Below are 22,769 nucleotides of genomic sequence, written 5' to 3'. Positions count from 1 at the left end.
CCCCTGTTGAAGCCGGGGCTTTGTGCGCTCAAGTCTAGGTCAGCACAGACGCATCAGGAGATACCCCAATGACCAAACCCCGCATCGCTCTTATCATCGGGTCAACCCGCGAGACCCGCTTCGCAGACAAACCCGCCGCCTGGCTGCTTGAGAAAGCGCAAGCCCGCACCGACATGGATGTCGAGCTCGTCGATCTGCGCGACTTCGACTTGCCGCTGTTCAACGAGGTCGCCTCGAACATGTGGGCGCCCTCGCAGGACCCGAACGTCATCAAGTGGCAGCGTAAAGTGGCCGAGTTCGACGGCTACATCTTCCTCGTCGCCGAATACAACCACTCGATCACCGGCGCTCTGAAGAACGCGCTCGATCAGGCTTATGTCGAGTGGGTTCACAAGCCGATGGCGGCGATGGGCTACGGCGGTGTCGGCGCGGCCCGCGCCGTTGAGCACCTGCGCGGCATCGGTGTAGAGCTTCAGATGGCTCCGATCCGTCACGCCGTTCACCTTGCCGGCGGCGAGTTGATGAAGGTGCACCCGATGGGCGCCGATGGCCCCATGTCCGAAGTGGACGAAATCCTCGCCCCCTCCGCTGACGCGATGTTCGACGATCTCGCCTGGTGGGCGCGCGCGACGATGCAGGCGCGCCGGGAAGATCAGGCCAAAGCCGCCTGAGCCGAACCGTAAAGCAACCGCGAAAACCCGCCCGTCGTGGCGGGTTTTCGTCTGCCTTGCGACCCTAAGACAGGATCAGTGCCCGGCAGCTCCCGATCTCCAGCGCCGCCCGGTCCGCGGCCCAGTCCGCATCCGCCGCGTTGTCGTTGAACGTCGCACGGGTGAGGAGGCGGGTCTGGGCATGTTTCGCCTCGATCCGACGGGCCAGTGCATCGCGCCGACGATCCGGTGGCGTCACCGTTTCAAGCAGCGCGATCATCGTCGCGCGCTCGGCCTCGGTCCGTTCGGCGGTGTCGTCGCCAAGGAGCCACTGGAATTCCATCTGGGCCGAGAGCCGACCTGTGCAGGTCGCGAACTGGCCGACAAGGTCGGTGGATACGGCCCATGAGGCCGAAGGGAGCATGAGGGCAAGGCCTGTCGCCTGAATGATTGTTTTCAACCTGCTCATGAATTGAGCTTTCCAGCAAGTTTTGCGCCAATCAAGTGCGCAGTTTGGAAACTTTCGGGCCGCGACGCGCGACCCGCCGTCTCACCTCCAACGCATTTTCCCAGGAAATGGTTGCCGGATTGGTAATCAGACAAGCGATCGCGACGGGGCTGGCCCGAGCGAAACGCTTAAATGTCAGAGTGTTATTTCAGCCGGGATGCGTGAAGGCTTCCGAAGGTGCCGGTCAGGAGATCACGCCCGCCGCCTGCAACGCGTCCACTTCGGTGCGGTACTGCCGGTCGACACGCTCGTAGACATAGGTGTTCTCGAGGTTCGGCGCCCGGCACAGAACATAGTTCGCCACGTTGGAATTGCCGTGCACGAAATGGCTGCACTTGGCCAGCAGGTGCGCCTCGGCGATGATGTCGATCCCGAGCTTGTAGGGCGAGAACACCTTGCCCGCGTTCTTCTCGTGGCTGTCGTGCATCTCGCCGAACTCCGAGCGTGACGCGGGATAGACGAGCACCCGGTCCCCCCATTGCTCGCGGCATTTGCGGATCACCTCGAGCGAATCCGAGCAGCAGAAGACCTTTGCCTTCGGTTTCCCACGGAGCGCCTTGTCGACGGCGTAGAAGTAATGCTCGTAAGGCACCGGGTTCGCGGGGTCGATCAGCTGGCGCAGACGCGCGGCCCCGCCGTCGAGCCGCCCGGGACCACGCAGGTGCAGGCCGATCACGGGGCCGTTGAAGAACGCTTGCGCGAAGTCGTTGAAGAAAGCGCGGGTGATGAGCTTCGGCCGCACGAATTTCTTGAGCAACTCGCCCCCCAGATGCCGGTCCTTCGGCAGGGCGAGCGCGTCGCGCAGGCCGTGACGGTAGCGCGGGCAGATCGGATGATCCTCGGTCAGAACCGTATCCGGGTAGTGCAGGCGGGCATTGGCCATGCCTTTGACCCAATGCACACCGTCGAACAAGGGCTGGAAGTAATAGGCCCAAGGGTCGGTCTTGCCGAACATCTTGTCGCGATAGACGCTGTCGGGCCAGGTGGCGACGAGTTTCCGTCCGTCCTGTTCGGCCAGATGCGCAAAGCCGACGGCCGTGTTGACCGAGCCGAACATGCCCGCGCCGCCGAGGTTGAGCCGCATGACCGACAGATCCTGCGGCGTGTCCTCCGCCCGTTCCGCGTCGGGGGTGTCGCCACCCCCGGACGTGGTGTCCTGGTCAGCCGAGGGCGACATTCGCAGCGCTCTCCGGTAGCTCCTCGTCGAAGCAACGCTGATAGAACTCGGCGACCGTCTGGCGCTCCAGCTCGTCGCATTTGTTGAGGAAGGTCAGCCGGAAGGCATAGCCGACATCGCGGAAGATCTCGGCGTTCTGGGCCCAGTTGATGACGGTCCGCGGCGACATGACCGTGGACAGGTCGCCGTTCATGAAGGCGGTCCGCGTCAGGTCGGCAACGGTGACCATCTGGTTGATCTGCTTGCGGCCCTTCTCGGTGTTGTAATGCGGCGCTTTCGCCAGAACGATCGCGGCCTCGGCATCGTGGCGCAGGTAGTTCAGCGTCGCCACAAGGCTCCAGCGGTCCATCTGCGCCTGGTTGATCTGCTGCGTGCCGTGATACAGGCCGGTCGTATCGCCCAGACCCACCGTGTTCGACGTCGCGAACAGGCGGAAGAACTTGTTGGGCGTGAGAATCTCGTTCTGGTCGAGCAGCGTGAGCTTGCCGTCATGCTCCAGCACGCGCTGGATGACGAACATCACATCCGCACGGCCCGCGTCATATTCGTCGAACACGATGGCGACCGGGTTGCGCAGCGCCCAGGGCAGGATGCCCTCGTGGAACTCGGTCACCTGCTTGCCGTCGCGCAGCTTGATCGCATCCTTGCCGATCAGGTCGATGCGGCTGATGTGACTGTCGAGGTTCACACGCACGGTCGGCCAGTTGAGCCGCGCGGCGACCTGCTCGATATGCGTCGATTTGCCGGTGCCGTGGTAGCCCTGAATCATGACCCGGCGGTTGTGGGCGAAGCCTGCGAGGATCGCCATGGTCGTGTCGGGATCGAACTTGTAAGTGGAATCCAGATCCGGCACACGGTCGGTCGCCTCGGCGAACCCCTTGATCTGCATGTCCGTATCGATGCCGAACACCTCGCGCACCGAAACATCTTCGGTCGGTTTGGCGTTGATATCACTCGTTCCGTCAGCCATGCGGTGTCCCTTGCGCCGTCATTTCGTCTGACGCGGCACCATAAAGCAATGGCGGGCGAGGAAAAGGGGGGGCAAGACGTGGCATCCGTTGCGTGACGCAGGATAATCCCTACAGTGGCGGAAGGTTCACGAGGTGCCATGGCTACGAGAGACGAGATCGACAACTGGATCGCCCGCTGCGCCCTTGGGGACCGATCTGCGTTCAAGAATCTATATGATCACACATCGGCGAAACTTTTTGGCGTGACGCTCCGTGTCTTGAAGGACAGGGGCGAAGCCGAAGATGCGCTTCAGGAAGCCTACGTGAAGATCTGGAAAGGATCCAAGCGTTATGCCTCCGGCGGTGCGAGTCCGATGACATGGCTCATCACGATTGCGCGCAACCACGCGATCGATCGGCTCCGCGTCCGCAAGACGACGGAAGGCGACGACAAGATTGCCGAAATGCCCGACGCCGCACCTGGGCCCGAAGCCCGGGCCGTCGCCGCGTCCGAGGCGAAGAGGGTCGAGGAGTGTTTCAGCACGCTCGAACCAGACCGGGCGACGGCTGTGCGCCGCGCCTATCTCGAGGGTGATTCCTATGCGGATCTCGCCCGGCACTTCGACGTGCCATTGAACACGATGCGAACCTGGCTGCGCCGCAGCCTGATCAAACTGAGGGAATGTCTCGAACCATGAGCGAGACCGAGCTGCCAGATGACGACCGTGCCCAAGCCGGGGAATACGTGCTTGGCCTGATGTCGATGGAGGACGCCGCGGCGTTCCGCGCTCGGATTTCGCGCGAACCGGGTCTGGCTGCGCTCGTTCTTGCGTGGCAGGAGGACTTCGCCCAGCTCACGGACGAGGTGGAGGCCGTGCCGCCGCCGTCCCGCGTCTGGCGTCACCTCGAGCGCGATCTCTTTGGCGGTGCGACCGGCCCGCGCTGGCTTCTCGCCGGTATTCCGGGCCTTCTGGCCGGTGCCCTTGCCGTCATGTTGCTCTTCGTGCCGCTGCCCGGCGATCTTGTCCGGCCGCCGGCTGACCCGGTCTATCACATCGACCTCGCAAGCGCGGAAGGCACGCTGATATTCGCCGCAGGCTATGACGGCGAGACCAACGAACTGTTCGTGCGGCCTGAAACCGACGCCCCGGAAGAGGGCACCGTGCGGGAGCTCTGGATCATCGCGGGGGACAATCAGCCGGTTTCCATGGGCCTCCTGCCCGATGATGAACCGGCGCGCCTTGCCGTGGATCCCGACATCGCGCGGCAACTCGCCGGTGCGACGCTCGCGATTTCCGTCGAACCTCCGGGCGGCTCCCCCACGGGCGCGCCGACCGGCCCGGTGATTGCGACGGGGCCCGTCGAAACCCTCTGACTTCCCACGCGAAGATTGCCACCACAGGTGTCTGCGACCAGTATGGCCCAACAGCCATGAGGGAAGGGGGATAGCCATGGAAGCCTTGAGGACACCGGAAGACCGGTTCGAAAACCTCCCCGGCTACGATTTCGCCCCGAACTACGTCGACGACCTGCCGGGGTACGAAGGCCTGCGGGTCCACTATCTGGACGAGGGCCCCGCCGACGCCCCCCGCACCTTCCTCTGCCTGCCAGGGGAGCCGACCTGGGCCTACCTCTACCGCCACATGATCCCCGTGTTCGCAGGGACAGGTGCCCGGGTCGTCGTCCCGGACTGGCTGGGCTTTGGACGCTCTGACAAGCCGGTGTCGGACGACATCTATACCTTCCACTTCCATCGCGACATGATGCGTGCCCTCATCGCGCGGCTCGACCTGCGCAACGTCACGCTTGTCGTGCAGGACTGGGGCGGCATCCTTGGCCTGACCCTGCCAGTGGACGACCCCGACCGCTTTTCGCGCCTCATCGTGATGAACACCGGGATTCCGGTGGGTGAAAGCCTCGGCGATGGGTTTCAGGCGTGGAAGGATTACGTCGCCAGCCGCCCGGACCTGGATTGCGCCGCCCTGATGAAGCGCTCCTGCCCGCATCTGAGCGAGGCCGAAGCGAACGCCTACGAGGCCCCGTTCCCGGACCAGCGCTACAAGGCCGGGGTGCGCCGGTTCCCGCAACTCGTCATGGTCGCGCCGGACATGGATGGAATCGAAACCGCGAAACGCGCCCGGGCGTTCTGGAAGAGCGACTGGGCGGGCGAGAGCTTCATGGCCATCGGCGCGCAGGATCCGGTCCTCGGCGTTCCGGTGATGCAGGCACTGCGTGACACCATCAATGGCTGCCCGGCCCCGATGATCATCGAAGAGGCCGGGCATTTCGTGCAGGAGTGGGGCGGCCCGGTGGCCGAAGCGGCCCTGCGCCATTTCGGCGATATCGACTGACCAGACCGGCCCCGCCACCGGCCTCGCCGGGCTCCGGCAGCTCGGCGCCCGAAAAAAATGCGAAGATTTATCGGCTATAAGTAGCTGAAATTAAGAACTTTTTGTCGAGGCGCCTGAAATTCTTCAGCCCCGCTGAAACTAGAGCCGCACACCGCCCGTGGCTTCCAGTGATCCCGGCCACAAGGACGGGGCTACACACACAGGGAGACTACAATGCTTCGCAACAAACTCTTCACCGCCGCCGCCGCCCTCGCGCTTTCGACAGGGGCCGCCGCCGCGCAGGACAACCCGATGGTCGGGGGCGCCGCCATGTTCGCCGACAAGAACATCGTCGAGAACGCCGTGAATTCGGCCGACCACACCACGCTCGTCGCCGCCGTGCAGGCTGCCGGCCTCGTCGAGACGCTGTCCGGCCCCGGCCCGTTCACGGTCTTCGCGCCGACGAACGCCGCCTTCGCCAACCTTCAGGCGGGCACGGTCGAGACGCTTCTCGAGCCGGAAAACAAGGCCGCACTGACCAAGGTGCTGACCTGCCACGTCGTCGCGGCCGACGCGATGTCCATGGCGATCAAGGGCATGGTCGATGACGATGGCGGCACCCACCCGGTCGAAACCGTCGGCGGCTGCATCCTGCAAGCCACCTACGACGGTGACATGATCATGCTCGAAGACGAGCGCGGCCGTGTCGCGGAAGTGACCATCGCCGATGTCGACCAGTCGAACGGCGTGATCCATGTGATCGACGAGGTTCTGTTGCCCGCGATGTAATCCCGGGGGCATCGAGCAGAGGGCAGGGGGCGCGTGGCAGCAGTCGCGCCTCCTGCCCGCCTCCCAGAAACGCACGCAACCCAAGGAGACCGACATGAAACGCCGCTCATTCCTGACAACTGCCCTGGCCGCCCTGGCCACGCCGGCCCTCGCCGGCAAGGCGGGCGTAACCTACGAGGTGACGCGCTCCGAGGAAGAATGGCGCGCCATGCTCACCGAGCTGGAGTATTCCGTCATGCGCGAAGAGGGGACCGAACGTCCCTATACCTCGCCGCTCAACGACGAGAACCGCACCGGCACGTTTCTCTGCAAGGGGTGCGACCAGCCGCTCTACGCGTCCGAGACGAAGTACGACAGCGGCACAGGCTGGCCGAGCTTTTACCAGGCCAAGTCCGGGGCCATCGGCACCAAGGACGACCGGAAACTCCTCTCCGTTCGCACCGAGTGTCACTGTTCCCGCTGCGGCTCTCACCTAGGTCACATCTTCGATGACGGCCCCGAGCCCACCGGCAAACGGCATTGCATCAATGGCGTCAGCCTGACTTTCGCGCCGGCATAACGCCGGTCAAGAAACGGGCCGTGCCGACCCAGTTTGGCGCGGTCCCAGCGGCGGGCCGATATGTCTGTCCCGTCCCCCGGTCCGCCGCACCCAGTTTGTAACGAGTATCATCAGCGCCTTGCCCTCCCGGCAGGGCGCTGTTTTTGTGTCCCGGAAAGAGAGGCGGGCCATGCGGGCATTCCTGCGCGAATTGTACGAGGGCGAGACGGACCGGGCGCACCGGTTCCGCTACACCCTGCTCGGCTTCGACATCGCGACGATCCTGTTCGTCATCGCGACCTCCTTCTTCGAACATGGCCGGGCGATCGAGATCATCGACCTCGTGATCGGCGTCATCATCCTCGCCGACTTCATCGCCCATGCCACCGTCGCCGCATCCAAGACCCGCCACTTCATGAAGCTTTCGACCTGGGCCGATCTCGTCGCGATGGTCAGCTTCCTCGCCCCCATCGCGGGCGAGGGCTTCGGCTTCCTGCGGATCCTGCGCACGCTGAGGCTCCTGCACACCTACCAGCTTGCCGCCCGGCTCCGGCAGGACTTCGCTTTCTTCCGGCAGAATGAGCAGGTGCTTCTGGCCACGGCCAACCTCGTCGTCTTTCTCTTCGTGATGACGGGCCTGATCTATGCCACCCAATACGGCCAGAACCCGCAGATCTCCAACTACGCCGACGCGCTCTATTTTACCGTGACCACGCTCACCACCACGGGGTTCGGCGACATCACGCTCGAAGGCACATGGGGGCGGATGCTTGCGGTGCTGGTGATGATCGTCGGCATTACGCTGTTCCTGCGGCTGGCCACCGCGCTCTTTCGCCCGCCCAAGGTGCAGCACGAATGCCCGACCTGTGGCTTGATGCTGCACGACGCGGACGCGGTACACTGCAAGCACTGCGGCGAGACGGTGAAAATCGAAACGGAAGGCGTGGTATAGGCGCCGTCACGGGCGCTCACGCCCCGCGCCGCTGATCCGCCTGCAACGCCCGCAGGCCGTCGGCATTGCGCGCGGCCCACTCCGGCAGGGTTTCCGGCGCGCGACCGAGCACCTCGCCCACGTCGCCGGCCTGCATCGTTTCGCGCGTCAGCCGCGGGAGCGTGTGGAGCATGAGCATCACGGCGATGAAAGGCCATGCCTCCCCGTTCCGCCGCGCATGGCGCACGAAGCCGAGGACCGATTTGGGATCGTACCGGAACGTGGTCCCGGCGGCCCGGTTCACGATCTCCAACGCTTCGGCAAAGCCCACGCCCGTCCCGGTGGTGACCCGCACAGCCTCGGGCGCCGTCTGCGCCGTCATCGCCCATGCCGCCGCCGCCCCCACGTCGCGCGCAGACACCCAGTCGAAACCGAGCGACCCGGCGGGAAGGACGATCTTGCCCGACCGCGACAGTTCCCCGGCCAGCGTCGTCGTCAGGTTCTCCATGAAATAGCCCGGCCGCACGAGGCAATGCGCAAAGCCCATCTCGCTTATGACGGCCTCGATCTTGGCATGGGGCAGGTAGGACTTCCGCTCCGCCCCGGCGACCGACAGGAACACGATCCGGGTCGCGCGGTCGTAGCGGTTGAGAAAGGCGCGGAACGGCGCGGGATCTGCCAGTTGCGGCGGGCGCATGAGGAACATGGCGTCGAACGGGCCGTCCGGCCCGGCCCCGGTGGCAAGGTCCACGGTCACCGCCGGGCAATCCCCGTCCCACCGGGCCGGGTCGCGCAGACCCGCGACCACCTCGTGTCCAGAGCCTGCGAGGGCGGCGAGCACCTCGCGCCCCACGTTGCCCGTCGCCCCGGTGACGAGGAGACGGCGCCCAGTCACTTGAAGTTCCGGCTGTCCTTGATCTGGTCCCAGGCCCAGACGACCTCCTGCAACTGCTCTTCCTGCGAGCGGTCGCCGCCGTTCATGTCCGGGTGCAACACCTTGATGAGCGCCTTGTAGGCCTTGCGCACCTCGGCCTTGGACCAGTTGTCCCGCGCGTCGAGAATCTCGATGGCGCGTCGCTCCGTCGGGGGCAGGCGGCGGGTGCCGGAAGCCTGTTTGCCGGGATTCTGCGTCGCGTTCGCGCCCAGCACCTGATGCGGATCGTCGACACCCAGACGCGACCATGCGCGCTGTTCGGCGGCCGAGCGGAAGGACTGCGTATCACGCTCCCACACCCGGTCCTTGGCTTCCTGCGCGTCCATCTCTTCCTCGGTCGCGCCGTTGAAGAAGTTCCACTTGAGATTGTACTCGCGCACATGGTCCTTGCAGAACCAGAGGTATTCGTCGAGGTGATCCGGACTGCGCGGCGCGCGGTATTGCCCGGACTCCTGACATCCCGGATGTTCGCAGACCCGGGTGGAGGTTTCGAAGGCGCCCGACATGCCTCGTTTTCCCCGCGTGCGCTTCTTCTTCGCCGCGGAGACCGACATGTCGAACCCGAAAGGATCGCTGCTCTTGTCCATGAACACACTCTTTTAGACTCGGACGAGGGAGTTTAGAGCATTTTGGGCGCGTGAGAAGGGACCGTCCGAAAAAAGGCGGCGCACCGCCGAAAAACTTTTGTGACCGCCCCGACAGGGGAGAAAGGACAACACATGGCCCGCGAAGACGAGATCAGGACGGCGCTGGAGGCGGCATTCGCCCCGCGTGAACTGGAGGTCGTGAACGAGAGCGACCTGCATTCTGGCCATGCGGGCGACGACGGGTCGGGTGAGAGCCATTTCCGCGTGCGCATCGTGGCGGACGCGTTCGAGGGGCAAAGCCGGATCGCCCGTCACCGGGCCGTTCACGCGGCGCTTGGGGCGGAGCTCATGGGCAAGATCCACGCGCTCGCGCTCGACATCTCAGCCTGATTATTTGACGACCGATACCGTCGGCTCGGTCTTCTTTTCTTCGGGCGCGGCGTCCTTGGCGTCCTCGTCGTCGGCCTCCTCGGCCAGCACGTCATTCTCGACCGCGTCGGCCATCGTGCCAGAGGCGGCGACGGTGTTAGCCTCGGTGGCGGAGGGCAGGCGGGGGGCGGAATCGGCGGCGATCTCATCGACGCTGCGGCCGATCCCCACGACATCCGGCGCCACCTCGCGGCGAAACACCAGCATGTTCTGAAACACGGTCGACCGGCCCGTGAGGCCCGAGCGTTCCTCGGAGGGCAGCGTGTCGGTGCGCAGGTATTCCCAGCCGTCGGCGGCCATCTCGTTCATGCACTCGGACAGCGCATGGGCAAAACGGCCCTCGACGCCCTTCACACCCTTGGCCCGCTTGCCCTTTTTCGGGGCGGGGACGACGTTGTATTCATACCTTTGCATCGCGGTTCTCCGTTGCGCCGTGTGTGCCTAGCATGATCGAAACGGGATTGTCCAAGCGTGGTTTGTGCAGGCTATTTTCGCTTGATCCCGATGGCCCGTCCGGCGCGGTCGGGCCAGGGGTCGGCGCCGTGCTTTTCGTGAAACTTTTCAAGGCGTTCGTAGACATCGGGCGGCATCGGCGCCACTTTCGGCCCGCTCATGTCGATATGCAGACCCAGCGCCTCGCCCGTCGCGGCGATCCAGCCGTCTTCGTGGTGGATCTCCTGATAGGTGTGAAAGCGTTTCTCGTCGAAATCGAGGAGCCAGCTATGCACCCGGACACGCGCGTCCAGATGCAGCTCGCGCAGGTAGCAGATGTGGAATTCGGCCGTATAAGTCGTGTGATTCCGGTCGGTTACATAGTCAGGGCCAAAGCCGATCTCGGGATAGAAATCATCCGCCGCATTGTCGAACAGCACGTTGTAGAACGCCATATTGAGATGGCCGTTGTAGTCGATCCACTCCGGCTTGATGGTCTTGATCTCGGATATATGCGGCGTGCCCATGCGTCCCTCCCTGCGCGTTTTTTGCGAGGGTAGGGTGCGGGCGTCCGAGTGCAAGCGGAACGTGGGGTCGGTGCGTTAACCACCGCCGCCGGGGCCGCCTTTGGGGGCAGGCACAGGGCGTGCACAAAGCGTATGACATCTGTACATACGCACGTCTGCACAAGGGGCCGTTAACCTTTGCGGCGGGCGGTTGTCGGGCCTCCGCCCGCGTCACCGCGCCGCTCCCCGGCTGTTCGGGCTGGCGCTTTGCGGTCGGGCGGGCTAGGCGCTGGGCATGACCGATACCCTGCCGCCGTGCCCCGATTGTGCTTCGACCTTCACCTATGAGATGGACGCGCTGTTCGTCTGCCCGGAATGCGGGCATGAGTGGACGGCGGAGGCCGAGGCGGAGGTGCGTGACAGCGTGGGCAATATCCTCGCCGACGGGGACACGGTGACGGTGATCAAGGACCTGAAGGTCAAGGGCTCCTCCGCCGTCGTCAAGGTGGGCACCAAGGTCAAGGGCATCCGGCTGGTCGCGGGCGATCACGATATAGACTGCAAGGTGCCGGGGATCGGGCAGATGGGGCTGAAGTCTGAATTCGTGAAGAAGGTCACCGGGTAACCTGGCGGAGCGGGCGGCGGGGCCGCCCGCGCTTGGCAAGCTCCGGCTCGCGCGGGCGCGATCCGAAGCGGAAGGGGCGCTGCCCCCTCGGCGCTCTTGCGGATGGGACGGGTCGGTGCCGGGTGGCCACGTCAGGCGCAACTGACGGGCGAGGTGGTCCTGTTCGCGCGCCACCCACGCACCACACAATCGGGATGCACCGCGTCTGCGTTTGCGCCACACTGCCCGCAAAAGACGCAGGGAGGCGCATGACATGACCGACAGCCGCAAGCGACATTCGCGCACCATCACCGAAGGGCTCGACCGCGCCCCGCACCGCGCCTTTCTGCGCGCGATGGGCCATGACGATGAGGCGCTGGACAGCCCGTTCATCGGGATCGCGCATACGATGAGCGAGGTGACGCCCTGCACCATGTCGCTCGGCCCCCAGATCGACGCGGCCCGGCTGGGTGTGACGCGCGAGGGGATGACGCCCTTCGCCTTCGGCACGATCACCGTGGCCGACAGCATGTCGATGAACCACCGGGGGATGCGCTTCTCGCTCGTCTCGCGTGAGATCATCGCCGACAGCGTGGATGCCGTGGTGCGCGGCCATGCCTATGACGGGCTGATGACCTTCGCGACCTGCGACAAGACGCTGCCGGGGATGATGATGGCGATGGCACGGATCGACCGGCCGTCGGTCTTTCTCTACGGCGGGGCGGCGCTGCCGGTGCCGTGGAAGGGGCGCGAGGTGGGCGTGGTCGATGTCTATGAGGCCGTCGGGCAGGTCTATGAGGGCACGACCAGCGAGGATGACCTTGCCGCGATGGAGCGGGTCGGGGTGCCGACCGTGGGCGCCTGCGCCGGGCAGTTCACGGCGAACACGATGGCGCTGGTCGCGGAAGTGCTGGGGCTGGCGCCCATCGGGTCAGCCTATCTTCCGGCCGTCTATTCCGAGCGGCTGGTGCTTGTGAAACGGGCCGCGGGGCTTTTGCGCCGCGCGCTGGAGGCGGACGGGCCGAAGCCCTCGGACCTCATCACGCGGGCCTCTCTCGAGAACGCGGTCGTCGCCGTGGGGGCGACCGGGGGGTCGACCAATGCCCTGCTTCACCTGCCGGCGATTGCGAACGAGGTCGGGCTGCGGTTCACGCTGGACGACATCGCGGGGATACTGGAGTCGGTGCCGCTGGTCGCGGACCTGAAGCCCGGCGGGGCCTTCTGGGCGCGCGACATGCACCATGCGGGCAGCACGCCTGCGCTCCTCAAGGTGCTGGACGCCGAAGGCGTGTTGCACCGCGACACGCTGCATATCGAGGGCCGGACGATTGGCGAGATCGCGGATGACGGACCGGCGGCCGATGGGGCAGTTGTCCGTGCGGCGGGGAACCCGGTGACGCCCACCTCCGGTGTCGTGGTGCTCAAGGGCTCGCTCGCGCCCGAGGGGGCTGTTCTCAAGGTCGCGGGGCTGAAGCACCGGGTCCATGAAGGGCCGGCGCGGGTCTTCGACTGCGAGGAAGATGCCGTGGCCGCCGTGCGCAAGCGCGACTACGCCGCCGGGGACGTGATCGTGATCCGCAACGAAGGCCCGCGCGGCGGGCCGGGGATGCGCGAGATGCTGGGCGTGACCGCGCTTCTTTACGGGCAGGGAATGGGCGAGCAGGTGGCGCTCATCACCGACGGGCGATTCTCGGGCGCGACGCGGGGGCTGTGCATCGGCCACGTCGGGCCGGAGGCCGCGGTAGGCGGGCCGATCGGGCGGCTCAGGACCGGCGACATGATCCGGATCGACGCCGACACCCGTGTGCTCGACGTTCTCGTGCCGGAGAGCGAGCTTGCCGCGCGCGAACCCGCGCCGGTGCCCGACTGGCTGGTTCCCGAAACGCCGACCCTGCGCAAATACGCCTCCCTCGTCGGTCCGGCGCATCTGGGGGCGCTGACGCACGAGGGGGAGTGAGGCCGGTCGCGACGGCGCATCCTCCGGCGGGTTTTGGCGGAGAACACGGGGGGCCGTTGCAATCCTGCGATCGGGGCGTGCAAGGTCGGGGCGACCCATCCATGAAAGGATACCTCCATGCGATATCGCCGTCTCGGCCATAGCGGCCTGTTCGTCTCGGAACTCTGCCTCGGCACCATGACCTTTGGTGGCGGGAACGACATGTGGGGCCAGATCGGCCAGTTGGGGCAGGAAGAGGCTGATGCGCTGGTCCAAACCGCGCATGAGGCCGGGGTGAACTTTTTCGACACCGCCAATGTCTATGCCTCCGGCCGGTCGGAGGAGATCCTCGGGCAGGCGATCCGCAACCTCGGCGTGCCGCGCGAGGAAGTCGTGCTCGCGACCAAGGTGCATGGTCAGATGGGCGAGGGGCCGAACGCGCGCGGCGCGTCGCGGGGCCATATCCTCGACCAGGCGAAGGCGAGCCTGAAGCGGCTTCAGGTGGATCATATCGACCTTTACCAGCTGCACGGCATCGATCCGGCGACCCCGGTGGAGGAGACGCTGGAGGCACTGGATATGCTCGTGCGGCACGGGCATGTCCGCTATATCGGCGTGTCGAACTGGGCGGCCTGGCAGATCGCGCGGGCCGTGGGCGTGGCCGAGGCGCGGCGGCTGGCCCCCATCGTGTCGTTGCAGGCCTATTACACGCTGGCGGGGCGCGACCTCGAGCGCGAGATCGTGCCGATGCTGACCGACGCGAACATCGGGCTCATGGTCTGGAGCCCGCTTGCGGGCGGGTTCCTGTCGGGCAAGTTCGACCGGGACGGCAAGACCCCCGAGGGGCGGCGCGCGGCGTTCGACTTTCCGCCCATCGACAAGGACCGTGCCTATGACGCGATCGAGGTGATGCGCGGCATTGCGCATGCCAAGGATTGCACCGTGGCGCAGGTGGCGCTTGCGTGGCTTCTGCATCAGCCGGTGGTGACGAGCGTTCTGGTCGGGGCCAAGCGGGAGGACCAGTTGACCGACAACCTCGGCGCGGTGGATGTGCGCCTGAGCGGCGAGGACCTTGCCGCGCTCGACAAGGTCACGCGGTTGCCGGTGGAGTATCCCGGCTGGATGATCGAGCAGCAGTCGAGCTATCGCCGGCAGTTGATCGAAGACGAACGGCGGTAGGCGGGATCGTGCCCGCCGGTCCGGGCAAGGCGGGGCATTGCGGCCAAAACCTTGATTTCCTGCGCTTCGCGGGGGTATTCTTCCTGCCAAAGGGACAGTGACGAAGGCTTCGCGATGCAAGGAATCCGGTGGACGGGGACGGTGGCTTTGGTGGTCGTGGTGGCGACCGTGGCCGGGTGCGCCAAGCGCAACGACACGCAGTTCTCCACCAAGGACCATGAATGCATGTCACGGGCGATGTATTTCGAGTCGAACCGGTCGAGCCGTGACGGAATGGTCGCGGTGGGCAGCGTGGTGATGAACCGGGTGGCGTCGGACGATTTCCCGAACAACGTCTGCGGCGTCGTGGGCCAGCGGGGCCAGTTCGCGCCGGGCGTCATGTCCAAGAAGATGACCGAAGAAGCCTCGGTCGCGCGGGTGAGCGAGGCGGCGGCGGCGGTTCTGTCCGGCGAGCGCCATCCGCATACGGGCAACGCGCGGTTCTTCCACGCGCTCTACTACCGCGCCAATTACGACAACATGCATTATGTCGCCTCGGCGGGGGGCAATGCGTTTTACGAGAAACGCCACCCGTCCGCGGTGACGCAGCCGACGCCGGTCGCGAACCGCGAGGGGGTGACCGGCGGGGGCGAGACGGTGTTCGCGATGGACGCGCCGCGCCAGCGCCGAGGGTTGCTCGGCCGGATGTTCGGGCGGTGAGGCACCGGCCCGCTACCGAGACGATATGACCCCTCCCGATCCGAAAACGTCCGTCGAAGAGGACCAGTCGGGCGCGGCCGAGCGCCGGGCCAAGGGCGAGTTCGTGCGCGGGGTGAGCGGGTTTCGTCACGCGCTGGGCGATCCGGATTTCCCGGCGGAGCCGGGGCGTTATCACCTGTTCGTCGCGTTGAACTGCCCGTGGTGTCACCGCGTCGTGCTCGCGCGCGGTGTTCTGGGGCTGACGGATGCGATCACGATGGACGTGGCCTTTCCGAACCGCACGGAAGAGGACGACCCGGACGGCGGCGGACTTTGGGAGTTCGCGCCGGAGCGGGTCGCGACGCTGACGGGCGGGACGCTGCCCGAATGCACGCGCGAGACCGGGACGGGGCGGGGGCTGCGGCTGGCCAAGGAGGTTTACCGGGCCGAAGGGTCCGAAGAACAGTCGCTCCCGTTGCTCTATGACAAGAAAACCGGTCGGATCGTGAACAACGAAAGCGCCGAGATCCTGCGGATGCTGAACGAACACGCCGGGGCGCTGGGCAGCACGGACGCGGAACGGCCTGACCTCTATCCGGCGGATGACGCGCTGCGGAGCGAGATCGACGGGCTGAATGCCGAAATCTACACCGCGATCAACAACGGGGCCTACAAGGCGGGGTTCTCGTCCGATCAGGCGGTCTATGCGCAGGCGCTCGCGGCGTATTTCGAGGCGCTCGCGGCGCTGGAAGCGCGGCTTGCGGATGGCCGTGCGTTCCTGACGGGCGACAGGTTCACCGAGGCCGACCTGCGGCTGTTCCCGACGCTGTTCCGGCACGATCCGGTCTATTACGTCCGGATGAAGCTGAACGGGGCACGTATCCTCGATTATCCGAACCTGTGGCGCTGGTTGTGCCGGGTTCATGCCCTGCCGGGTGTGGCGGAGAGCGGGTCGCTGATCCATTGCCGGCAAGGGTATTTCGGGCGGTCGTGGAACCGGGTGGTGCCGCTCGGCCCGTTCCATCCGATGCCCTATCCGGAGGCCTATGGGCATCCGGAGCTGGCGGGCTGACCCCGGCTTACCTGTAATCGTGCTGCATGAAGAAGGGCAGGGTGATGTCCGGCTTCGGGGCGATGCCGAGGTCTTCGGGCTGAAGGCCGGTGTCGTGGAGCAGCTTGGCGGCGAGTTCCGGGTCGCGGGTCCAGCTGGGCATCGGCCCCTTGCGCGGCGCTTTCGCGGTCGGGCGGGCGGTGAACAGGCGGGTGAGGAAGACGGCGGGGCGGGTGCGGGTGGCTGCGAACATCTGGTGGTTCCTCGTGGTGTGTGGTGTTGATCGTGGAACCACCTTGCGCCGGTCCCGCCACCTCTGCTTGAGCGCCATGTGGGGATGTCTTGGTGATTTCGTGGGGACGCGATAGCGTTATCCTCATGGAGTACGCTTTCGGCGATTTCACCCTCGATCTGACCCGCAGCGAGCTTCGCGGCGCGCTGGGTCCTGTCGAGATGGAACCCAAGGCCTTTGCGCTTCTCACCCATCTTCTTGAACATCACGGGCGGCTCGTGGCGAAAGAGGACTTGATCGACGCGGTTTGGCAGGGGCGCATCGTGTCGGACTCGGCGATCTCGACGGCGGTGAAGGCCGCGCGGCGGGCGCTGGGCGATGACGGGAGCGAGCCGGTGTGGCTCAAGACCATCCGCGGGCGCGGCTTCCGGTTCGACGGTGAGGTCGCGCGGCGCGCGGGGGGCGCAGAGGACGCAGCGCCCGTGCCGGTCGGCCGGAACCCCGCGATGGCGATCTTCGACCGGCCCTCGGTGCTGGTCGTGGGGTTCGATTGCCTGGGCAACGACGACCGCGACTCCTCGCTCGCGCTGGGGCTGGCGCAGGAGGTGCGGCTCAACCTGTCCTATTGGCGGTGGTTCCCGGTGATCGGGCCCGAGGCGCTTGCGTTCAAGACGGCGGGACAGATCGACGTGCGGGCGGTCGCACGGGAATTGGGCGCGGCCTATGCCCTGTCGGGCGCGGTGCGCTCGATGGGCGACAAGGTGCGCGTGAACGTGGCGCTGACCGCGATCGAGGATGGCAACCTGATCTGGTCACGCCATTTCGACGGCTCGCTCGAAAACCTGTTCGATTTCGAGGAGGAGGTCAGCCGGGCCATTGTCGCGCAGATCGAACCTGAGTTGTCGCGCGCCAATTCGCACCGCTTGTCGCAGGCGCGGCCGGCGGACCTGTCGGCCTGGCAGCTCTTGTTACAGGCGGGCGACGCGGAACGGCGCGGGGGCGGCGGCTATGGCTCGCCCGCCGCGAACGAGACGCAGAAGCATCTGGTGCGGCAGGCGTTGGAGAAGGACGACCGGCTTGCGCGCGCCTGGGCGTGGCTCGCCAAGTGCCATTGGCAGGAAACGATCATGGGGTGGAGCACGGATCGGGAGGCGTCGATCAACGCGACGCTCGACGCCTCGCAGCACGCGCTGGAGATCAATCCGGGCAACTGGGAGGCGCGCGGCTATCGGGCGCTGGCCCTGATGTTCGGGCGGCGCGAGCATACGGAGGCCGAGTTCCACGCGCGGGAGTCGGTGCGCCTGAACCCCTCCGATGCGACGGCCCGCCATGTCCTTGGCTGCGTGCTGGAGAATGTCGGCGAAACCGCCGAGGCGCTGGAGCATCTGAACGCGGTGTTTCAACTGAACCCGAACCACCACAATGCGGCGGGCGTGCTGGGTGATGTCGTTACCTGCCACATGCTGCTGGGGCAGCACGCGCAGGCCGTCGACGCCGCGATCCGCCTCATGTCGCTCGCCCCGAATTACTCACGCGGATTGCAAAGGTGCATCGCCGCGCTGTTCACCGCCGGCGAGGTCGCTCAGGCACAGGCGGCGGTGGCGCGGCTGAGCGAGGTGCAGCCGGAGTTCGACGAAGGATATGTGCGCAGCACCTATCCGTTCCGCGATCCGGCCACGCTGGAACTGTTCGTCGACAGCCTGCGGCAGGCGGGCGCGTTCGGCGCGGGCGCCTGAGCGGGCCGGGCGTTACAGGCCCAGCTTGGCCGCCACGATTTCGTTCACAGCCTTTGGGTTGGCCTTGCCGCCGGTGGCCTTCATCACCTGACCCACGAACCAGCCCGCGAGTTTCGGGTTCTGCTTGGCCTTTTCGACCTGATCGGGGTTGGCCGCGATGACCTCGTCCACGGCGGCCTCGATGGCGCCGGTGTCGGTGACCTGCTTCATGCCCTCGGTTTCCACGATTTCTTCGGGGTCGCGGTCCTGGGTATAAGCGATGTCGAACACGTCCTTGCCGATCTTGCCTGAGATGTCGCCCTTCTTGATGAGCGCGACGATCTGGCCAAGGCGGGCCGGGCTGATCGGGCTGTCGGCGATGTCGCGGTCGTCCTTCTTGAGGCGGCCGAACAATTCGTTGATGACCCAGTTGGCCGCACCCTTGCCGTCGCCCGCGACCGCGACGACTTCTTCGAAGAAGCTGGCGTTGGTGGTGTCGGCGGTCAGGACGCTGGCGTCGTATTCGGACAGGCCGAAGTCCTTGACGAATCGTGCCTTTTTCTCGTCCGGCAGTTCGGGGAGCGTTTCGGCGATGCCGTCGACCCAGTCCTGCTCGATTTCGAGCGGGAGGAGGTCGGGGCAGGGGAAGTAGCGGTAATCATGCGCCTCTTCCTTGGACCGCATGGACCGCGTTTCATTCTTGTCCGGATCGTAGAGGCGGGTTTCCTGCACGACCTCGCCGCCGTCTTCGACGATGGCGATCTGGCGGCGGGCCTCGTAATCAATCGCGGCCTGAATGAAGCGCATGGAGTTCATGTTCTTGATCTCGCAGCGCGTGCCGAGGTGCGAGAAATCCTGCGTTTCCATGTACTTCTCATACTGGCCCGGGCGGCAGACCGAGACGTTCACGTCGGCGCGCAGGTTGCCGTTCTGCATGTTGCCGTCGCAGGTGCCCAAGTAACGCAGGATCTGGCGCAGCTTGGTGACGTAGGCCGCAGCTTCCTCCGGCCCGCGAATGTCGGGGCGCGAGACGATTTCCATGAGCGCGACGCCCGCGCGGTTGAGGTCGACGAAGGACATGTTCGGGTCCATGTCGTGGATCGACTTGCCCGCGTCCTGCTCCAGATGGATACGCTCGACGCGCACCCGGCGGGCCACGCCGGGGGCCATGTCCACGATGATTTCGCCTTCGCCCACGATGGGGTGATAGAGCTGCGAAATCTGGTAGCCCGGCGGCTGGTCAGGGTAGAAGTAGTTCTTGCGGTCGAAGGCGGAGAACAGGTTGATCTGGGCCTTGAGGCCAAGGCCCGTGCGCACCGCCTGTTCGACGCAGAATTCGTTGATGACCGGCAGCATCCCCGGCATCGCCGCGTCCACGAAAGCGACGTTGGAGTTGGGTTCGGCCCCGAATTGGGTCGAAGCGCCCGAGAACAGCTTGGCTTTGGAGGACACCTGCGCATGGACCTCCATCCCGATGACGAGTTCCCAATCTTCCTTCGCACCGGCGATGACGGTGGGTTTCGGGGTCTCAAAGGCGAGATGGTCGAGCATTGATGATCCTCACGGCTGGCGTCCCGAGCCTTCTAGGACAGGGCAAATCGGGGGGCAAGGGCGCGTTTTGAGCGAGAATCGGCCTATCCGGAGCCTGCTGGGGAACCCCCGATTTGCTTTGCAAGAGGGAATCGCGTCTTTGCGCCGAAGCCGAAACAAAGGACGGATGGAATCAATGGGACTGAAAACCGCGATCATGGCAGGTATCGCGGCGTTTGCCCTCACGGGTTGCGCCGATATGGATTTCGAAGAAGTTTTCTCGACGAAGAGCCAATCCGACATCGAGATGACGATGCGCTGGGACCACTCCCCCAATGGCGCCGTCTGGACCGAGACGACCATGAACGCGCTGGACAGCCACGGTCAGAACCTGACCGCGATCATTCCGGGCGACATCGACACATGGTGCCCCGGCTACCGCGACCAGGACCTCGCCGGACGCAAGGCGTTCTGGACTGGGCTTCTCTCCACGCTCGCGAAACACGAAAGCACCTGGCGTCAGGCCGCCGTGGGCGGCGGGGGCCGCTGGTTCGGCCTCGTGCAGATCGCACCCTCGACCGCACGTCTTTATGGCTGTGAGGCCCGCTCGGGTCAGGCGCTGAAGGACGGCAACCTCAACTTGTCCTGTGCCGTGCGGATTATGAACCGCACCGTGGCGCGCGACGGCGTGATCTCGGCCGGGATGCGCGGCGTGGCCGCCGACTGGGGCCCGTTCCATTCGGGCGTCAAGCGCAACGACATGATCGAGTGGACGCGCCAGCAGAACTACTGCCAGGGCTGACGGATAATCGAGCAGGACGGATCGGGGGGCCTTGTGCCCCCCTTTTCATTTCGGCAAGACGTCTTTCAAGACGGGACCGCGTGCGCGCAACCGACGCGTGCCGACAACAGCAGGAGACCCCCGATGGATCGCCGCACTTTCCTCAAGACGACCTCCGCCGCCGGCCTTGCGGCCATGACCCCGGCCCTGGCGCGCGCCGAATATGCGCCCGCGCCCGGCGGGTGGCGGCAGTTCGCGCTGACCACCACGGTTGATCTGCCGCGGGACGGGAAGGGGGCGCAGGCCTGGGTGCCGGTGCCGTCGATCGAGGCCGCGTCCTGGTCGCGGCTGGGCGAGACGCGCTGGACCGGCAACGCGACCCGCGCCACGCTGGAGACCGATGCGGCGTCGGGCGCGCAATTCGTTCATGCGGTCTGGGAGGCAGGGACGGAGCCTGCGACGCTCGAGGTCGTCTCGCGCGCCGAGACGCAGGACAGGGCGGTGCCCGGTGCGCGCAGTGTCGCGCCGCTGTCGGAAGCCGAACGGGCCCGTCACCTCGCGCCGACCGAGCTGATCCCGACGGACGGGATCGTCGCCGAAACCGCCGCGATGATCGTGGACGGGGTGCAGGGCGACGCCGAGCGGGCGCAGCGCATCTATGACTGGGTGGTCGAGACCACTGAGCGCAACCCCGAGACGCGGGGCTGTGGGCTGGGCGACATCGCCTCGATGCTGCACACGGGCGATCTGACCGGCAAATGCGCCGATCTGAACGCGCTCTATGTCGGGCTGGCCCGCGCCGCCGGTCTGCCCGCGCGTGACCTGTACGGGCTGCGCGTCGCGCCGTCGGCCTTTGGCTACAAAAGCCTCGGCGCCGGGTCCGAGGTCGTCACCAAGGCGCAGCATTGCCGCGCCGAGGTCTGGATCGAAGCGCGTGGCTGGGTGCCCGTGGACCCCGCCGACGTGCGCAAGGTCGTGCTGGAGGAGCCGCCGAAGACGCTCACGCTGGCCGACGGGGAGGTGCAGGACGTGCGCGCGGCGCTGTTCGGGGCGTCCGAGGGGAACTGGCTGTGCTACAACGATGCCCATGACATCGTGCTTCCCGGCTCCACGCAGGGGCCGATCCCGTTCCTGATGTATCCGCAGGCCGAGATTGACGGAGTGGCGCAGGATGAGCTGAGCCCGGACGATTTCGCCTATGCGATCACGGTGCGCGAGTTGGCCGCCTAAGCCTTTTCCGGCGGGACCGGCTGGCGCCCCGTCGTCATCCGCGTGCCCTCCGGGGTCAGCGATATCATGCGCCGGGGGTCGCCCCAGAGCGCGGCGGATTCGGAAAACCACGAATGTCCCGCGACGATCCGCGTGCCGCGTGACAGCGCGGCGATGTCGACCATCATGCGCGTCAGACGATCATTGAAAGCCTCGCCTGCCTCGCCGATGTGATCGCGCCACGCCGTTTGCGGCAGGTCGTCGGGGGGCAGGGCCACGCCACCGCTTCGTGCCGCGAGCCGTTCGGCGGTTTCGGCATTGTCGCTGATGCACAGGATCGCGCCGAGGCCCGCCGTATCCGCCACCTCGCGGGCCGTGTCGGCGACGAGGTTGAGGTAGTCGTCGAACTCCGCCTGTCCGCCTTCGAGGCGGCCGTGAAGATGCTCGCCATTGCCGTGGCGCAGGTGGACACCCACGAAAGGCTCTGACGGGCAGACCGCGATGGCGCGCCGTTCGGTGTCGGCGTTGGGCACGAGCAGGGGGCGCAAGGATCGTATCCGCCCGGTGAGTTGCGTCGGGGGAAGGACCGAGTCGACATAGATCACGTCGAACGGGCGCAACGCGTCGGGCGAGAGCGCGTCGTCTTCCTGTTCGAAAAAGGTCGCGTCCGTGAGCTGCGGGAATTCCGCCTGCGCGCGGCGGCGGGCTTCCTTGCGTCCGATCAACGCGCAACGCTTGCCCTCCAGCGCCTCCGGGGTCAGGCGGTCGCGGATGGCCGGCAAGCCGAACGTGACGGGCAGGCCGGGGTCCGGCACGAGGGTCAGGTGATCCGCGAAGATGCCGGTCGCGGTGCCGTCCCGGTCGAATTCGGTGCTCTGTCCGGTGCTGACGAAACCGGCCCAGATGTCACGGGCGAGGCTGCTGTAGCCTGCGAGGCTGAACAACAGGTGGCCCAGACCGACCCCGCCCGCCGGGCGGTAGATCACGGTTTTCGCGGGCTCGTTCGTGCCGCGTCGGGCGAGCCAGCGGCCAAGCCGGGAGACGCGATCTGAAATTTGCTTCACGGGGCCCCTCCTCGGCAAGGCGCGAAGCG

At 66.1% G+C, this 22,769-nt stretch carries 26 protein-coding genes; 16 read left to right on the top strand and 10 right to left on the bottom strand.

Translation table 11 applies throughout. The annotated features are described in order from the left end of the window. Positions 1–68 precede the first annotated feature (68 nt). Positions 69–671: an NADPH-dependent FMN reductase gene (locus tag B2585_RS17630; RefSeq protein WP_292025248.1), complete on the top strand. Its 603-nt coding sequence runs from the start codon at positions 69–71 to the stop codon at positions 669–671. A 64-nt stretch (positions 672–735) separates the two neighbouring features. Here B2585_RS17630 and B2585_RS17625 read toward each other — a convergent pair whose 3' ends face one another. From B2585_RS17625 to cobS, 3 genes are all read right to left on the bottom strand, one after another. Continuing rightward, positions 736–1,119 carry a hypothetical protein gene (locus B2585_RS17625; protein WP_292025247.1) on the bottom strand — a complete coding sequence of 128 codons (384 nt, stop codon included), beginning with the start codon at positions 1,117–1,119 and terminating at the stop codon, positions 736–738. Positions 1,120–1,342: 223 nt separating this feature from the next. Continuing rightward, positions 1,343–2,335 carry a hypothetical protein gene (locus B2585_RS17620; protein ID WP_292025246.1) on the bottom strand — a complete coding sequence of 331 codons (993 nt, stop codon included), beginning with the start codon at positions 2,333–2,335 and terminating at the stop codon, positions 1,343–1,345. After that, positions 2,319–3,305 carry a cobaltochelatase subunit CobS gene (cobS, locus tag B2585_RS17615; protein WP_292025245.1) on the bottom strand — a complete coding sequence of 329 codons (987 nt, stop codon included), beginning with the start codon at positions 3,303–3,305 and terminating at the stop codon, positions 2,319–2,321. The genes B2585_RS17620 and cobS overlap by 17 nt, the downstream gene beginning before the upstream one ends. 138 nt (positions 3,306–3,443) lie before the next feature. Here cobS and B2585_RS17610 point away from each other — a divergent pair, with 138 nt between their 5' ends. The 6 genes from B2585_RS17610 to B2585_RS17585 all read left to right on the top strand — a co-directional run bounded on the left by B2585_RS17610 (position 3,444) and on the right by B2585_RS17585 (position 7,894). Beyond that, a complete protein-coding gene (locus B2585_RS17610; protein WP_292025658.1) occupies positions 3,444–3,983 on the top strand; it encodes a sigma-70 family RNA polymerase sigma factor in 540 nt (179 codons plus the stop codon). Continuing rightward, positions 3,980–4,660: an anti-sigma factor gene (locus B2585_RS17605; protein WP_292025244.1), complete on the top strand. Its 681-nt coding sequence runs from the start codon at positions 3,980–3,982 to the stop codon at positions 4,658–4,660. The genes B2585_RS17610 and B2585_RS17605 overlap by 4 nt, the downstream gene beginning before the upstream one ends. A 76-nt stretch (positions 4,661–4,736) precedes the next feature. Then, positions 4,737–5,636 (top strand): haloalkane dehalogenase, encoded by a 900-nt coding sequence (locus B2585_RS17600; RefSeq protein ID WP_292025243.1) that lies wholly within the window; start codon positions 4,737–4,739, stop codon positions 5,634–5,636. A gap of 213 nt (positions 5,637–5,849) precedes the next feature. Further along, positions 5,850–6,404 (top strand): fasciclin domain-containing protein, encoded by a 555-nt coding sequence (locus tag B2585_RS17595; protein ID WP_292025242.1) that lies wholly within the window; start codon positions 5,850–5,852, stop codon positions 6,402–6,404. A gap of 94 nt (positions 6,405–6,498) precedes the next feature. Further along, positions 6,499–6,963 (top strand): peptide-methionine (R)-S-oxide reductase MsrB, encoded by a 465-nt coding sequence (gene msrB, locus B2585_RS17590; RefSeq protein ID WP_292025241.1) that lies wholly within the window; start codon positions 6,499–6,501, stop codon positions 6,961–6,963. A gap of 169 nt (positions 6,964–7,132) precedes the next feature. Continuing rightward, positions 7,133–7,894 (top strand): ion channel, encoded by a 762-nt coding sequence (locus B2585_RS17585; RefSeq protein ID WP_292025240.1) that lies wholly within the window; start codon positions 7,133–7,135, stop codon positions 7,892–7,894. 16 nt (positions 7,895–7,910) lie between these two features. Here B2585_RS17585 and B2585_RS17580 read toward each other — a convergent pair whose 3' ends face one another. Beyond that, positions 7,911–8,768, bottom strand: coding sequence for a hypothetical protein (locus B2585_RS17580; RefSeq protein ID WP_292025239.1), 858 nt, complete (start codon positions 8,766–8,768; stop codon positions 7,911–7,913). After that, complete coding sequence (locus tag B2585_RS17575) at positions 8,765–9,394, bottom strand: J domain-containing protein (protein WP_292025238.1); 630 nt, start codon at positions 9,392–9,394, stop codon at positions 8,765–8,767. Before B2585_RS17575 ends, B2585_RS17580 begins: the two co-directional genes overlap by 4 nt. Positions 9,395–9,526: 132 nt before the next feature. Here B2585_RS17575 and B2585_RS17570 point away from each other — a divergent pair, with 132 nt between their 5' ends. After that, positions 9,527–9,784, top strand: a complete 258-nt coding sequence (locus B2585_RS17570) for a BolA family protein (protein WP_292025237.1) — start codon at positions 9,527–9,529, stop codon at positions 9,782–9,784. On the opposite strand, the gene B2585_RS17565 is transcribed toward B2585_RS17570, so the two are convergent. Both B2585_RS17565 and B2585_RS17560 read right to left on the bottom strand, forming a co-directional pair. After that, positions 9,785–10,237, bottom strand: coding sequence for a DUF4177 domain-containing protein (locus B2585_RS17565; RefSeq protein ID WP_292025236.1), 453 nt, complete (start codon positions 10,235–10,237; stop codon positions 9,785–9,787). 71 nt (positions 10,238–10,308) lie between these two features. Then, positions 10,309–10,782, bottom strand: coding sequence for a thioesterase family protein (locus B2585_RS17560; protein ID WP_292025235.1), 474 nt, complete (start codon positions 10,780–10,782; stop codon positions 10,309–10,311). 274 nt (positions 10,783–11,056) lie between these two features. On the opposite strand from B2585_RS17560, the gene B2585_RS17555 reads away from it, so the two are divergent. The 5 genes from B2585_RS17555 (at position 11,057) to B2585_RS17535 (ending at position 16,230) form a co-directional block, all read left to right on the top strand. Then, complete coding sequence (locus B2585_RS17555) at positions 11,057–11,386, top strand: zinc ribbon domain-containing protein YjdM (RefSeq protein WP_292025234.1); 330 nt, start codon at positions 11,057–11,059, stop codon at positions 11,384–11,386. A gap of 253 nt (positions 11,387–11,639) precedes the next feature. After that, positions 11,640–13,322, top strand: a complete 1,683-nt coding sequence (locus tag B2585_RS17550) for a dihydroxy-acid dehydratase (protein ID WP_292025233.1) — start codon at positions 11,640–11,642, stop codon at positions 13,320–13,322. 117 nt (positions 13,323–13,439) lie between these two features. Further along, on the top strand, positions 13,440–14,480 hold the full coding sequence (locus B2585_RS17545) for an aldo/keto reductase (protein ID WP_292025232.1): 1,041 nt from the start codon (positions 13,440–13,442) through the stop codon (positions 14,478–14,480). A gap of 114 nt (positions 14,481–14,594) precedes the next feature. Continuing rightward, positions 14,595–15,179 carry a cell wall hydrolase gene (locus B2585_RS17540; RefSeq protein ID WP_292025231.1) on the top strand — a complete coding sequence of 195 codons (585 nt, stop codon included), beginning with the start codon at positions 14,595–14,597 and terminating at the stop codon, positions 15,177–15,179. A 25-nt stretch (positions 15,180–15,204) separates the two neighbouring features. Next, positions 15,205–16,230, top strand: coding sequence for a glutathione S-transferase C-terminal domain-containing protein (locus tag B2585_RS17535; RefSeq protein WP_292025230.1), 1,026 nt, complete (start codon positions 15,205–15,207; stop codon positions 16,228–16,230). Between the two features lie 7 nt (positions 16,231–16,237). Here B2585_RS17535 and B2585_RS17530 read toward each other — a convergent pair whose 3' ends face one another. Further along, the gene (locus B2585_RS17530; RefSeq protein WP_292025229.1) at positions 16,238–16,462 is read right to left on the bottom strand and encodes a hypothetical protein; all 225 of its coding nucleotides are present in this window, start codon (positions 16,460–16,462) and stop codon (positions 16,238–16,240) included. Positions 16,463–16,587: 125 nt separating this feature from the next. On the opposite strand from B2585_RS17530, the gene B2585_RS17525 reads away from it, so the two are divergent. After that, positions 16,588–18,177: a winged helix-turn-helix domain-containing protein gene (locus B2585_RS17525; RefSeq protein WP_292025228.1), complete on the top strand. Its 1,590-nt coding sequence runs from the start codon at positions 16,588–16,590 to the stop codon at positions 18,175–18,177. Between the two features lie 12 nt (positions 18,178–18,189). Here the strand turns inward: B2585_RS17525 and gatB are convergent, their stop codons facing one another. Continuing rightward, positions 18,190–19,707, bottom strand: a complete 1,518-nt coding sequence (gene gatB / locus B2585_RS17520; RefSeq protein ID WP_292025227.1) for an Asp-tRNA(Asn)/Glu-tRNA(Gln) amidotransferase subunit GatB — start codon at positions 19,705–19,707, stop codon at positions 18,190–18,192. Positions 19,708–19,882: 175 nt separating this feature from the next. Here gatB and B2585_RS17515 point away from each other — a divergent pair, with 175 nt between their 5' ends. Beyond that, positions 19,883–20,488 (top strand): transglycosylase SLT domain-containing protein, encoded by a 606-nt coding sequence (locus tag B2585_RS17515; RefSeq protein ID WP_292025226.1) that lies wholly within the window; start codon positions 19,883–19,885, stop codon positions 20,486–20,488. 123 nt (positions 20,489–20,611) lie between these two features. Beyond that, entirely contained in the window at positions 20,612–21,697 is a 1,086-nt protein-coding gene (locus B2585_RS17510) for a transglutaminase-like domain-containing protein (RefSeq protein WP_292025225.1), read from the top strand. Here B2585_RS17510 and B2585_RS17505 read toward each other — a convergent pair. Continuing rightward, entirely contained in the window at positions 21,694–22,740 is a 1,047-nt protein-coding gene (locus B2585_RS17505; RefSeq protein ID WP_292025224.1) for a hypothetical protein, read from the bottom strand. The genes B2585_RS17510 and B2585_RS17505 overlap by 4 nt on opposite strands. Between the last annotated feature and the right edge of the window lie 29 nt (positions 22,741–22,769).

The organism is Maritimibacter sp. UBA3975 (assembly GCF_002384975.1).
Lineage (GTDB): Bacteria > Pseudomonadota > Alphaproteobacteria > Rhodobacterales > Rhodobacteraceae > Maritimibacter.
This window is presented reverse-complemented; position numbering and strand designations above follow the sequence as displayed.